5 protein-coding genes are annotated in these 14,329 nt (G+C 33.4%); 4 read left to right on the top strand and 1 reads right to left on the bottom strand.

Annotated features, from left to right (window positions below; all coding sequences use genetic code 11):
* Window positions 1-201: 201 nt before the first annotated feature.
* Window positions 202-4,452, top strand: coding sequence for a two-component regulator propeller domain-containing protein (locus DFQ06_RS04620; RefSeq protein WP_133966268.1), 4,251 nt, complete (start codon window positions 202-204; stop codon window positions 4,450-4,452).
* 157 nt (window positions 4,453-4,609) lie between these two features.
* On the opposite strand, the gene DFQ06_RS04615 is transcribed toward DFQ06_RS04620, so the two are convergent.
* Complete coding sequence (locus tag DFQ06_RS04615) at window positions 4,610-6,208, bottom strand: arylsulfatase (protein WP_133966266.1); 1,599 nt, start codon at window positions 6,206-6,208, stop codon at window positions 4,610-4,612.
* Window positions 6,209-6,650: 442 nt separating this feature from the next.
* Between DFQ06_RS04615 and DFQ06_RS04610 the strand changes: the two genes are divergently transcribed.
* The 3 genes from DFQ06_RS04610 (at window position 6,651) to DFQ06_RS04600 (ending at window position 14,327) form a co-directional block, all read left to right on the top strand.
* Window positions 6,651-9,752 (top strand): SusC/RagA family TonB-linked outer membrane protein, encoded by a 3,102-nt coding sequence (locus DFQ06_RS04610; protein WP_159140031.1) that lies wholly within the window; start codon window positions 6,651-6,653, stop codon window positions 9,750-9,752.
* Window positions 9,753-9,780: 28 nt separating this feature from the next.
* The gene (locus DFQ06_RS04605; protein ID WP_133966262.1) at window positions 9,781-11,283 is read left to right on the top strand and encodes a RagB/SusD family nutrient uptake outer membrane protein; all 1,503 of its coding nucleotides are present in this window, start codon (window positions 9,781-9,783) and stop codon (window positions 11,281-11,283) included.
* A gap of 281 nt (window positions 11,284-11,564) precedes the next feature.
* Window positions 11,565-14,327 carry an alpha-L-rhamnosidase gene (locus DFQ06_RS04600; protein ID WP_133966260.1) on the top strand — a complete coding sequence of 921 codons (2,763 nt, stop codon included), beginning with the start codon at window positions 11,565-11,567 and terminating at the stop codon, window positions 14,325-14,327.
* The last annotated feature ends 2 nt before the right edge of the window (window positions 14,328-14,329 follow it).

Below are 14,329 nucleotides of genomic sequence, written 5' to 3'. Positions count from 1 at the left end.
AACCCCAAAATACCATCCTGTTGTTTCTGTGGTAATAAAGATTATTTTGTTAGTATGTGGCTTAATTATAGTTGGTTGCGTAGGTTTTGTCGTGCTTGTTAGATACATTAGTTTGGATAATTTTCTCTTTACAGGATACTTTGGTATTAATTTATACCTAAATTTAGCACAGTTGTTTAATTTTAAAATATCAATAAAAAATTGAAGAAATTTACTTTTCTCATTCCTTTCTTATTTCTGTATTCATCCATGTTTTCGCAATGGCGGTTAAACCAGATAGCCGGCGAAGAAGGCTTATCTCATAACTCTGTAACAAGTATTATACAGGATAAAGGAGGGTATTTGTGGTTTGGCACTTTAAATGGAGTGAATAAATATGATGGTTACTCCATGAAACAATATCATTATGGTCTTAATAATAAGGGGCTTAGTAGTAATGTGGTGTATAAGTTGTTTGAAGATAGAGCAGGTTATGTTTGGGTAGGAACAGGTGAGGGCTTGAACAGAATAAACCCAAATACAGATGAAGTTGATGTTTATTTTAAAGGAAGAGGAGAGCCTCGATATGAAGGTAAAGTTAGTATTCAACAATCGAAATCTGGTGTTTTCTTTATTAATGATTATAACGGAATAAAATTTTTTGAAATAGATGATCAAGGGAAATTAGAATATGAGTTTTTTTTAAGTAAATATGGAGGCTTAAACTTAAATATTCAAAATATAATTCCTTCTAAAAATGATAAATATTGGTTTTTTACACCAAATCAAAAAGTAAAGTTACATCAAGTTGATATAATTAGAGACGGTAAAACACCGCAATTAAGTATTGAATCTACCAATTATACAGATGCCTCATTTACTAAGGGGACTGTTGTGTTGGATATGTTGGAATATCCAAAGAATACCATTTGGATTATTAATAATAAACTTGAGCTATTAAAATTAAAAGTTGATGAAGATTTTAAGGTTACCGCATCCGAAAAAATAGAACTATATTCAACAATAAACTACGATGAATCGGAAGTTGTTCGGGGTGTAAGTATATGCAGTGATAACGAAGGCAGAATATGGATTGCGGGTAATAAATTACTTCTGAATTTTGATACCGAATCTAGAGTAATTAATGACCTATCTAGAAATAATCAATTAAAATCCTTGATAGGTAGTCAGGACATCCGAGACATCTTTATTGATAATTCTAATATAGTTTGGCTATGTACTTTAGATTTTGGGTTGTATAAAATGGATTTAGATAGCCACACGTTTTACAATTCTACCGAATATTTAAATTCTAATCAATCCTTGGAGTTGTTCAGATCGCCGATAGTATCTATGTGTGAAGATCTTAAAGAAAATATTTGGATAGGTACTAGAGACGGTATTATTAAAGCTTTTCATAAAAGCACTTTAAAGGATGAGACAGGAACTAAACCTAAAACACCCATAATATATAGTTCTTCAATTAATAAAGAGAAAATAAATAAGCCATCTGCTTTGCCAGAAGTTAAGCGATTAATGAGCGATAAAGAAGAGGCTATTTGGGTAGGTGCTTTAAATGGTTTATTTAAGATTGAATTTGAAGAGCAATCTCAACAGTATAAAATTAAAGAAATAGAGGACATAAAAGACAACCTGGGTAATAAAATAAATAGTCGTGTTTTTGCAATAGAAGAAGATAGAAACGGGGCTATTTGGTTTGGGGCATGGGAAAATGGCTTGATGAAACTGGTTTTTAATAAAGCAAATAATGCCTATCAAACCGTGAACTATAGAATGTCGAGTAGAGATTCTACAAGTTTATCTAATAATAATATAACCGATATCGTAGAGGATAACCATGGAAATCTTTGGATAGGAACCATTAAGGGCCTTAATAAATTGAAACGTTCTAAATCGGGAAATGTAACTTTCGAGAAATTTTTTAATCATCCCTTAGATAATAATACTTTAAGTAGCGATCATATACTCGATATTCATCAAGCTAAAAACGGGGATCTTTATATTGGAACTTATGGCGGCGGTTTAAATCGCTTAAGTTATTCAAATACGGGCAAGGTCGAGTTTACTCGTTATAACGTGGAAAATGGTTTACCAAATGATGTGGTATCACAAATAAGAGAAGATTTTGAAGGAAATATATGGTTAATGCATATTAGGCAAATTTCAAAATTAAATCCTACTACCGGTGCTTTTATACATTTCGAAAGAAAAGATGGATTTAATGTAGACCAATTTATGGGAAATGCTATGGAGTTTACATCTTCTGGAACAATGCTTTGCGGGGGAGTTAATGGTTTTACATTTTTTCAGCCAAATAATTTAACGGTTAATACTAAAAAGCCACAGATAACGATTACCGATTTTAAACTTTTTAATGAATCTGTTCAGGTTAATCAAAAAGTTGATGGACAAATTCTATTAACGTCAGGTATAAATGATACCAAAAAAATAGCGTTACCTTATAATTTGAATTCTTTTGAATTTGTTTTTTCGAGTATGCATTTTTCTAGCCCCAAAAAAAATAGATATAAATTTATTTTGGAAGGGTTTGAAGATAAATCACAGGCTTCTGTAATTCGGGAACGTAAATTTGCATCTTATACAAACATACCTCCAGGTAATTATGTTTTTAAGGTTTACGGTTCAAATAGCTCGGGTGTTTGGAGTGATTCCCCTAAAGAAATTGCCATTACAATTGCTCCTCCATGGTATTTTACAAAATTAGCTGTTATCACTTTTATAGGAGTTATTATATTAATTATATATGTTGTTTTTAAGGTTCGTTTACATCAAGTTCAACTAAAAAATAAACTTAAATTAGATAGTGCGCTTTATGAAAAGTCTGAAGAAATAAACCAAATGAAACTTCGTTTTTTCACCAATATTTCTCACGAATTAAGAACACCATTAACTTTAATCATTGGGCCACTTGAGCAGATTATGAAAGGGAGTAATGATGTAGAATATTTGCAGCGTTTAAACGCTATAATGTATAAAAATTCAACACGTTTGTTGCGCTTAATCAATCAATTGCTTGATTTTAGGAAAGCAGAATCTAGTAATATAAATTTAGTAGTAGAGCAGAGTGATTTGGTAAGCTTTTTGGAAGAAATACATCGTGCTTTTCAAGAAATAGCTAAAGAAAGACAAATAAAATTTACTTTTAAAACAAACGAAAGTTTTATTGATGCATGGTTTGATAACGATAAAATTGAAAAGATAATATATAACCTATTATCCAATGCCTTTAAATTTACGGCCCCAAATAAAAGCATTGAGTTAATCTTGGAAACAGAAATTATTAATAATAAAATGGATGCTGTTATTAAGGTTGTGGATCAGGGTATAGGGATACCTCAAGCAGAGCTATCAGGTATTTTCGAAAGGTTTTATCAAGTTAATAAGGAAAGTAATGCTATACAAGTTGGGTCTGGGTTAGGGCTAGCGTATACAAGAAGACTTATTGAAATTCATAAAGGAAAAATTAGTATCGATAGTGTTATTGAAAAAGGAACCACAGTGTCTGTTACTTTTCCTATTTCTAAGGAGGATTATGAAGTAGATTCTATACTGGAATTGCAACCAAAACAATATGATTTTAGTTTTGTAAAGAATGAAGTTAAGGATTTTAAAGACATGCTTACAGAGTCGTCTAAGGTGATTAAAACGGTGAAACACGAAAAACGAACTCAAACTATTTTAGTAGTAGAAGACAATAAGGATCTAAGGGAGTATTTATTTGAATACTTTCAAAATTTCTATAAAGTATTAACCGCTTCAAATGGAGAAGAGGGATTAAAAATAGCTCTAGAATTGGCCCCTGATTTAATTATTTCAGACTTAATGATGCCTAAAATGACAGGTATAGAAATGTGTAAAAAAATTAAAAATAATTTAACAACGAGCCATATTCCAGTGATAATACTCACTGCTAAGGCAGGTATAGAAAACGAAAAAGAAGGCTTGGAAACAGGGGCAGATGAATTTGTTTTAAAACCATTTAATATGGAAGTGTTAAGACTTCGTGTTAATAATATTTTAAGAACAAAACAACAATGGGCAGAAAAATTTAAAACAAAGTCTACATCCTCTTCTTGGAAAGAATTATCCAGTAAATTAGATAAAGAGTTTTTAAAAAAATCTTTAAAAATAATTAAGAAAAACATTGACAATTCCGGTTATTCTTCAGAAAAATTTGCGTCAGATATGGGGATGAGTCGCTCTGCGCTTTTTAATAAAATTAAGTCTATTACTGGGGTGTCAACAACAGAGTTTATTAGAACTATTAGAATAAAACGAGCAGCAAACCTTATTAAGTCTGGGCGCTATTCAATAACAGAAGTCGTTTTTATGGTTGGTTTTTCAGATCCTAAATATTTTAGAACTTGTTTTAAAAAACAATTTAAAAAAACGCCTAGTGAATATCTAAAAACTTTTAAAATGGACAACTAGCTTTAAGTTGTTCAAGCTGTTTTTTTAGTTTAGATTCGGGTTTTGAATAGATTATAATAACGCTAAAACAGTTTGTTTTGTTAATGTTTAAAGTCTCTGGATTTTAATAATTTATAATTTCAAGCTACGCAGGGTTGCCTTTGGTTTGAAGGTATATTTAATTTATAGAGTATTTTTCTTTAAGTTTATGTGGCATGGCAGTTGGCACATATTGGCGGCCAGAGCCTTTATCTCCTTGAGGTGTGTAATGGATGCTAGTAGCTGTGCTTTTGGGCGTGTAGCTAGGTTCATTACTTTGTTCTTTCCACCAGTTCAGCCATTTTTTGTCTAATTTACTTGTTTTTTTATTTAGTGTTTGGGATAAATCATTTGTTTCTAATGGATCTTTTTTGGTGTTATATATTTCCCAACCAGAACCATCTACTTCCACTAAACTGTAGTTTTTTGTACGTATGGCTCTATTATCCATAAATTGAAAATATAATGCTGATTTCCTATTAAACTTTTGCCCTTTGAATATCGAGGAGAACGATTCTCCTACATAATTATCTGATATGCTTTTGTCTTTTTTATAGGAATTTGTAAGATCTAAAATTGTAGGCATAATATCTACCATATGTAAGTCTTCAGTATATATTGCCCCCTTCTTTTTAATTCCTTTAGGCCAATACGCAATTGCCCCAGTTTTTACACCACCATTATGTTGGCTAATTTTATATAGTCTATTGGGAGTAACACTAGCATAAGCCCATCCTGTTCCCGGTTGGTAATTAGAGCCTACATCGCCTGGTAGCAATCCTTTTTTTAGCATCACATCATCCATTACAGAAAAGGAGTCGGTGCCATTATCACTCATAAATAGAATTAACGTGTTTTCTATTTGGCCATTGGCTTCTAGTGCGTGTAATAGTTTATCTATACCATTATCCATACGCTCTACCATGGCGGCGTATACTGACATGCGTAGATCTTCCAAATCTTTCTGTTCTGGAGTTAAAGTATCCCAATTGGGTAAATTTTTAGGATAATCTGGTAATGGAGTTTCTTTGTTTATAATGCCAAATTTAATCTGATTTTTTATTCGGGCATTACGGATAGCCTGCCATCCTTTTAAATACTTGCCTCTATGTGCCATAATTTGTTCCTTTGGCGCTTGCAGAGGATTATGTGGTGACTGATAGCTTAGATATAAAAAAAAGGGTTTGTTGTTTTTGTTTTTTTCTGGATTTATAAAATCAATAGCATAATCTGTAAACGCATCTGTGCTGTAAAAATCATCTCCAAAATTATTAAAAGGTTTTTTATTAATACGATAATCTTTACCACCTTTATAGTAACTAGAATAACCACCTAAAAATCCGAAAAAATAATCAAACCCTTTATCATTAGGCTCTCCATTAAGGTGCCATTTGCCTATTAAACCTGTTCGGTATCCAGATGCTTTAAGTTTTTGTGCAATGTTCATTTCGTTTTTTATACAGTAACCAACTTTGGGCCACCATTTTCCTGTTAACATAGAACTTCTAGAAATTACGCACATACCTGCATTATACATGCTAGTTAGTCTCATGCCTCCATTTGCCATTTGGTCTAAAGCAGGGGTTTTTATTTCGCCTCCATAACACCCTATATCGCTATAACCAAGATCATCAGCAAGAATTAAAATAACATTAGGCCTATCTGTGTTTTGGCTTTGTAAACTAAATAAAATAGTAAAGTGCAAAAGAGAAAAAAGTAAAAGTGATTTTTTGTTCATAATTTAAATGTTTAGCCCGGTAATTTTGCTTCAAAGGAAGCGCAATGTAAAATTATATATTAAGAAGAATATAGTTATCCTGCAATACCCTGCTTTTTAATTTTTTGTCTAAAAAATAAATTGTAAACGGCCATACTTTGGGTCATTAGATTACAATATAAAAAAATCTATTTAAGAAAAATTTGTGGTTATTCTCCTAATATTATATAGGGTTAGCACCTATAAAGATTGTGTATTTAAGCTTCGTTTGTTTTTCTATAGAGGTTTCTTCTTAAAATCAATTTTTACTTCATTTATTATTTATAAGTCTTTGTTTGCTAGTTTGTTTGCAGGGTTTTGCAGGATGCGTTTATAATAAAATCAATTTATTATTACATCAATCAACTTAATAACCAATTAAACTAAAATAAATGATATGATGAAAAACAAACGCATTAAAAAAATGAAAAAAACATTATCGTTCTGTTTAATAATATTCTCGTTGGGGATGTTTGCGCAGGGGAATGTTGTAAAAGGAACAGTGACTTCTGAAGATGGTATTCCTTTGCCTGGAGTTAATGTTTTGCAAAAAACTACAAACAATGGAACGGTAACAGATTTTGATGGTAATTTTGAAATTAAATTGATAAAAGGAGAACAGATATTAGTATTTTCTTATGTAGGTTTTAAAACCCAAGAGTTCTCTGTTAGTGGAAAATCTAATATTAACCTATCCTTGGAAGAAGATGCACAGAGCCTTAATGAAGTAGTTGTAGTTGGTTATGGAACACAAAGCAGGGCTGATTTAGTCGGTTCTATAGGTTCTGTTAAAGGAGAAGATATTGCTTCAATGCCAGTGCCTACATTTGATATGGCACTTCAAGGTAGAACTGCTGGATTAGATATCGTGAATACATCTAGTGAGCCTGGAGGAGAGGTTACAATTAGGATTAGAGGAAATAATTCTATCTTGGGAGATAATTCTCCGCTGGTAGTCATTGATGGGTACCCCATGCCTACAGGGTCTGAAGCAAGTGCGAATGGAGCTGGGGATGGTAACCAAACTTCATCTAATATTTTAAGTTTCTTAAACCCAGCAGAGATTGAATCTGTTGAGATTCTCAAAGATGCATCATCAACCGCCATATATGGCTCTCGTGGTGCTAACGGAGTAATCATTGTAACAACAAAAAAGGGAGCCTATCAGCAAGCAACTCAAATTAATTTTACAGCTGAAACAGGATTTAGTAATATTCAAGATTTTCCCGAAGTTTTAGATGGTCCAACTTATGCAGCATGGAGAAATGAAGTAGCCTTAAGAAACGGTGATGCAGAACTACCCTTTGATGGAGACCCAAGACCATTACCAGAAAACACATCAACTACAGATTGGTTGGATAGAATTTTGAGAACAGGGGTAACAAATAGGTACCAGCTTACGCTATCTGGAGGTGGAGACAAGTCTAGATATTTCTTATCGGCTAACTATTTAGAAAATGGAGGTGTTGTTAAGTTTACTGATTTTTCTAGAGGTAATATTAGATTGAATATCGATAATACCCTTACCGATAGGTTAACCACAAGTACATCTGTAAATTATGTGCGTACAAAAAATAACAGATCAGGAGAAGGTTCTGGAGCCATAATTAATTCGGGAGCAGTTTTTTCAGCTTACAAAAACTCTCCTACAGCAACGCCTGGCGATAATATAGATGAAGGTGATGGAACAACCAATTTTTTTACAGATCCACTAGTCGAATTGGCAGATACCCGTAACGAAACCTATAACGAAAACTTAATTATAAGTATACTATCAAGATATAAAATATTAGATAATTTAACCTTTAATCTGTCTACAGGAACTACTAGTTCAAACAGTAGAAGAGAACTGTTTTTTCCAAAAACAACAAGAATAGGTTCGTTACGAGATAGTAGAGCTGTTTATAATGTAAGTTCTTCAAGTAATTATTTAGTTGAATCTTATTTGTCTTATAATAAATCATTTAATTTAGGCAATATTGATGCAACCGCTGGTTATTCTTATCAAATTGATGATACACGTCGGCTAAATACTATTGTAGATGGTTTTCCGGTAGATGTTTTAGCAACTGACAATATCGGTTTAGGTTTGGTTCCTTTTATACCAACAAGTTCTAGAATTGAAAGGGTATTGTCTTCTTACTATGCAAGATTAAATTACAATTATGATAAAAGGTATTACATTTCATTAACAGGGCGCGCTGATGGCTCAAGTGTTTTTGCCGAAAATAAAAAATGGGGTTATTTTCCTTCAGTTGGTTTTGGCTGGACGGCATCAAATGAAGCGTTTTTGGAAGATGTTGATATCATGTCCAATTTAAAATTTAGGGCAAGTTATGGTATAACAGGTTCGCAATCCATACAACCATTACAATCTTTAACACTTTTAGGTACTGCTAATGCGGTATATGGAGATGTACTATATTCAGGTTTGGCTCCTACAAGAATTGGGAATCCAAATTTAGAATGGGAAAAAACAAAACAACTTAATGTTGGGGTAGATATAGGGGTTTTAAAAAATAGATTTTCTGCATCTTTTGATTATTACAACAAAACAACGGAGGATTTATTATTAAATTTTCCGCTACCAACCTCTGCCGGACTAGGTTCTATTACAGCAAATGCTGGAAGTATTGAAAATAAAGGAATTGAAATTGTAGTTGGAGGTTATGTTGTAGATAATAAAGATTTTAAATGGAATAGTAACTTTAATTGGAGTAATAATAAAGCAACTGTTTTAAGTTTAGGGGATACAGATGCAGATATTTTTGGACCTGGACCCGCAGCAAATATTGTTACCGACCCATCCAATATTATGCGAGTTGGAGAAACTTTTGGTGCACTATATGGTTATAAAGTTATAGGTTTACTTCAAGAAAGTGATTTTGACAGTAGTGGAGCCGCAACAGTGCCTATTTTTGGAACAACACCAGAGCCAGGACAATATAAGTATCAAGATATATCTGGCCCAGAAGGAATTCCGGACGGCGTTATAAACGGACAAGATAGAAGTATTATTGGAAATACTAATCCAGATTATATTTTTGGTTGGAACAACGATTTTTCGTATAAAAATTTCACTTTAGGCATATTTATTCAAGGTTCAGTAGGTAATGATTTAATGAATATTAATAACCTTTTTCTAAGCACAGGTAGAACTGCAAATAATGTTTTTAAAGATTGGTACGAAAACAGGTGGACTCCCGAAAATCCTACAAATAACCCAAGGTATGTTGACCGTATTGATAATCAATATTTACAACCAAATTCTGCAATTGTGGAAGATGGGTCATACATTAGACTAAAAAATGTAAGTCTTGGATATAATATTCCAACAGAAAAAATTAAAGGTGTAAATTCTTTAAGAGTTTATGCTACAGCCACAAACTTGATAACTATTACAGATTACTCAGGATTTGATCCAGAGGTTAATATACGTGGTGGAAATAATCTTTCTCAAGGTATTGATTTTGGTTCTTATCCTAGAGCTCAAAATTTCACAATCGGTCTTAATATTGGTTTATAATCATTGTCTAATTTTAAATAAAATAATAATGAAAAAATTAAAATATATAATTCTATTTTTTGGGCTTGTAGCGTGTTCAGATTTGGATGAACAGGTGTACTCAGAAATTAGCCCATCAAATTTTTATCAAAATGCAGGTGAGGCAGAGGTAGCATTAACTTCGGTTTATAATTCATACAATAGAGCTGTAAGTCTTTTCGATTTTGGTTTGGCCTCTTTAGCGGTAATGCCTTCTCCAAAAATGATTGCCAGAGTTCCTTGGAGAAGAATGTGGGGTAACTATACTACAAGCGCAAGTGATGCCGTTTCTTTGCCACGTGTTTGGAATCCGTTATATCAAGGTGTTTTTAGGGCTAATGTGGTTATGTCCGAACTAAAAGGAAGCGAATTTGAAAGTGAAGCAGAAGAAATTAAGCGTAAAGAAATAATTGCTGAAGCTAAATTTTTAAGGGCATGGTCCTTTTTTAATCTAGTTCAACTTTTTGGAGATGTACCACTGCCTTTAGAGCCTACAACTACGGTTGTAGGGGCGCAACTACCAAGAACTGCAATAGCTAAAGTGTACGAACAAATTATTTTAGACTTACAAGATGCTGAAACAGGTTTACCTAGTATTAAGCGTGGCGAAACAGAAATAGGACGGCCTATTCAAGCTACTGCTAAGTTTTTACTAGCAAAAGTGTATTTAACAATGGCTGGCTTGCCTTTGCAAGATCCTACAACTATGGCCTTAGCTCAAAACAAATTACAAGAAGTGCTTAATTTAGAAGATACGCCTCAAGGGTATAGCCTTTTAAGTAGTTATGAAGACGCTATAAGAGTTGATAATAATAATGAGCGCATATTTGCGATGCAACAAACACAGGTTTCTGCAGATCAAGGTACGGCTTTTGGTCATGTTTGGGGAGCAAGTAACAGGTTTGATCCTTCGTTAGGAATTGGGCAATTTCATGGTGGATATACCCAAGAGTTTTATGATTCTTTTGAAGAAACGGACGAGCGAAGAGATGTTACCATGTTGTATTCTTATGAAGATAATACAGGTGTTATACGCACTTATAAAGGTGAAGAGTATGATGAGCGTTGGGGTATTTTTCAAAATAAATATGTTGATTTCGATCAGTCCTGTTGTGACGGAGATCCAGATATGATTATTTACAGGTATGCAGACGCACTGTTAATGGCTGCTGAAATTGAAAACAGCTTAAATGGACCAACAGAAAAAGCCTATGGGTTTTTAAATAGAGTAAGACGTAGAGCCATTGCTACTGATGCCCCAATAGGTATGACACAGTCTGAGTTTTCCGAATATGTTTACGAAGAACGTTATAGAGAACTTTCCTTTGAATTCCAAGAAGTATATGATATTAGAAGGTTAGGTAAGGTTGAAGAGGCTTTATCTCAGCATGCTGAAAATATAACTTTTTCGCCAACACATACAGAATATAAAGCAGGCTTTAATTTATGGCCGCTACCAATAGCGGAAGTTCAAACAAATCCCAATATACTAACAAATAATCCAGATTGGTAATGTCTTATTCTAAGATGTTTTAAATCACTAAAGGCTACTGTAAAGTAGCCTTTTTGTTTTTTAGTATAACATATATTTTTTTTATAATAACTCTACACTCAGTACTCATTTAATAAGGATAATCCATTGATTTTTTATTAATGAAAGTGAGAGTATACAGGTTTTTACAGGACACTTTTCTACGGGAATTAGATTAATATTACTTTAATTATTGGAATTCAGTAGTGTAGAGCTGAATCTTGTTTAGGTAAGCAATCAATTTTTAAACACAAATAACACCCATGAAAATTAAATTTTTAACTTTATTTATTACACTTTTATCTTCTAGTTTCCTGTTTGCTCAAGATGTTAACAACAGAGCGATTACAGTTAAGGAGCTTCGGTTAGAGTATCATGTTAACCCAAAAGGCATTGATGTTTTAAAACCTAGATTTAGTTGGGTTTTATTAGGCGAAGGAAGAGGTAGAGCGCAAACATCATATAGAATATTAGTGTCATCCTCGCAAAAAGCATTAGATAAAAATGAAGGCGATGTTTGGGATAGTGGAAAGACGGCCTCTAATAATACCAATCAAATTGTATATAACGGTATTTCGCTTACTTCAAATAGAACTTATTTTTGGAAAGTAAAAGTTTGGGACGAATCTAGTGCCGAATCTAACTGGAGCCAAACAGCACATTGGTCTATGGGGTTATTAAAGTTTTCAAATTGGAAAGGGCTTTTTATTAGTCACGATGTTGGCTATGATAAAACAGATAAATACAATAGTTTATACTTGCCACCAGCTAGATACCTCCGTAAATCATTCACACCTGCAAAAAAGGTAAAAAAAGCAACGGCTTACACAACAGCACTAGGTTTATATGAACTAAGACTAAACGGAAGTAAAGTTGGAGATGATTATTTTGCACCTGGGTGGACAGATTATAACAAGCGTTTATATTACCAAACTTATGATATCACCGAAAGTATAAACCAAGGCGAAAATGTTATTGGTGCTGTTATTGCAGACGGATGGTATGCCGGATATATAGGCTATGGGCTATTAGTTCGCTTAGATAAAGTACGCGAATATTATGGCGTAAATCCATCATTTATGGGACAAATACATTTGGAATATCAAGATGGTACTACTGAAATTATTGCTACCGATAGATCTTGGAAATCTAGCCAAGGCGCCATTCGTGAAGCCGATATTTTAATGGGAGAAGTTTATGATGCAACTATGGAAAATACAGGTTGGGATGCTCCAGGCTATAATGATGTATCTTGGAAAAAGCCAAAAGTATACACTTATCCTAATGGAGAATTACAAGTGCATCCTGGTGGTTTAGTGAAAAACACCGAACGTATTCGTCCGCTAAAAATCACAGAACCAGAACCTGGAACTTATGTTTTTGATATGGGGAAGAATATAGCGGGTATTGCCGAGCTAAAAGTTCAAGGACCAAAAGGCACTAAAATTCAGTTGCGTTTTGGAGAGATTTTAAAAAGAGATGGTAACATTCAAACTGAAAACTTAAGACTAGCAAGAGCAACCGACACCTATATTTTAAAGGGTGATGGTGTTGAAGTGTGGCAACCTAAATTCACTTATCACGGTTTTCAATATGTTGAGGTAACCGGTTTTCCTGGTAAACCAGATCTTGATGCCATAACGGGTATCGTGCTAAGTTCTACAGTGAATGATGCAAGTACCTTCAGTTCATCAAATGCGATGAACAACCAACTTTATGAAAACATAAAAACCACACAAAGTGCTAACTTTTTTGACATTCCTACAGACTGTCCACAAAGAGATGAACGTTTAGGTTGGTTAGGCGATGCACAAACTTATATGCGCTCTGCCACTTATAATGCAGATGTAGCTCCATTTATGACCAAGTTTTTAGTAGACCTTGATGATGCTCAACGTTGGTATGGAGCATACCCTAATTTCGCACCGTTTCCGTATTCGCGACCAGCTCAATATTCTCCGGCTTGGATGGATGCAGGTGTTATCATTCCATACAATATGTATAAAGTATATAATGATACCCGTGTTTTAGAATATATGTATGAAGGTATGGAGAAATTTATGGAATTTCAAGCTGATGCCAGTACCGATTTTATTCGCCCAGGAGGAGGAAACAATTGGGGAGACTGGCTGTCTGTAAACGAAACCACTAGCCATGGTTATGTTGGGGCTTCTTTTTATGGTTTTGATGCTAAATTAATGGCTGAAATGGCAGAAGCTCTAGGTAAAAAGGAGGATGCTGCAAAGTATAAAACACTTTTCGAAAATATCAAAAAAGCATTTGTTAAAAAGTACATTTTAGATACGGGTTATACTTCAGAAGATACACAAACTACCTATGCATTTGCATTATATTTTGATTTATTCCCGGAAGAGCTAGCTCAAAAAGGAGCTGATAGACTTGCTGAGAAAATAAAGAAAAATGGATTTAAGTTTTCTACAGGTTTCTTGGGGACAAAACATGTGATGCTTGTTTTATCACAATATGGTTACGATGATCTGGCTTACAAATTATTTAAACAAACCGAATATCCTAGTTGGGGGTATTCCGTAGAAAATGGCAGTACATCTATATGGGAACGCTGGAATAGTTATACTAAAGACGAAGCTGGGAATTCAGATTTGAATGGAAAAATGAATTCTTTTAGTCATTATGCTTTTGGCTCGGTAGCAGAGTGGATGTTTTTACATGCTGCTGGTATCGATACAGAAGATTCTGGTTATAGAAACATCATTATAAAACCAGCAATAAGCAAAGAGATGGATTTTATAAATGGAAGTTATAAAAGTATAAATGGCCATATATCATCAGCTTGGAACTGGAAAGGAAATAAGTTAATAATGAATATTGAAATTCCTGTAAATACTAGAGCTAAAGTCTATATTCCAACTTCAAATGTGTCCAATATTAAAGAAGGAAATAAAGCAATTTCAAAGTTGTCTGAAATTAAAATATTAAAATCTAATAGTAAAGAAACGGTTCTTGAAATTGGATCTGGGAATTATGTTTTCAGTACTAAAATATAGTA

This window comes from Algibacter lectus (assembly GCF_004368925.1).
Classification (GTDB): Bacteria; Bacteroidota; Bacteroidia; order Flavobacteriales; family Flavobacteriaceae; genus Algibacter; species Algibacter lectus.
The sequence above is the reverse complement of the archived record's forward strand: the minus strand, read 5'-3'. Positions and strand labels throughout refer to the sequence as shown.

Excerpts from the sequence above, each read along its gene's own strand:
- DFQ06_RS04605 (WP_133966262.1), top strand. The coding sequence starts at position 9,781 with ATGAAAAAATTAAAATATATAATTCTATTTTTTGGGCTTGTAGCGTGT.
- DFQ06_RS04615 (WP_133966266.1), bottom strand. The coding sequence starts at position 6,208 with ATGAACAAAAAATCACTTTTACTTTTTTCTCTTTTGCACTTTACTATT.
- DFQ06_RS04610 (WP_159140031.1), top strand. The coding sequence starts at position 6,651 with ATGAAAAAAACATTATCGTTCTGTTTAATAATATTCTCGTTGGGGATG.
- DFQ06_RS04600 (WP_133966260.1), top strand. The coding sequence starts at position 11,565 with ATGAAAATTAAATTTTTAACTTTATTTATTACACTTTTATCTTCTAGT.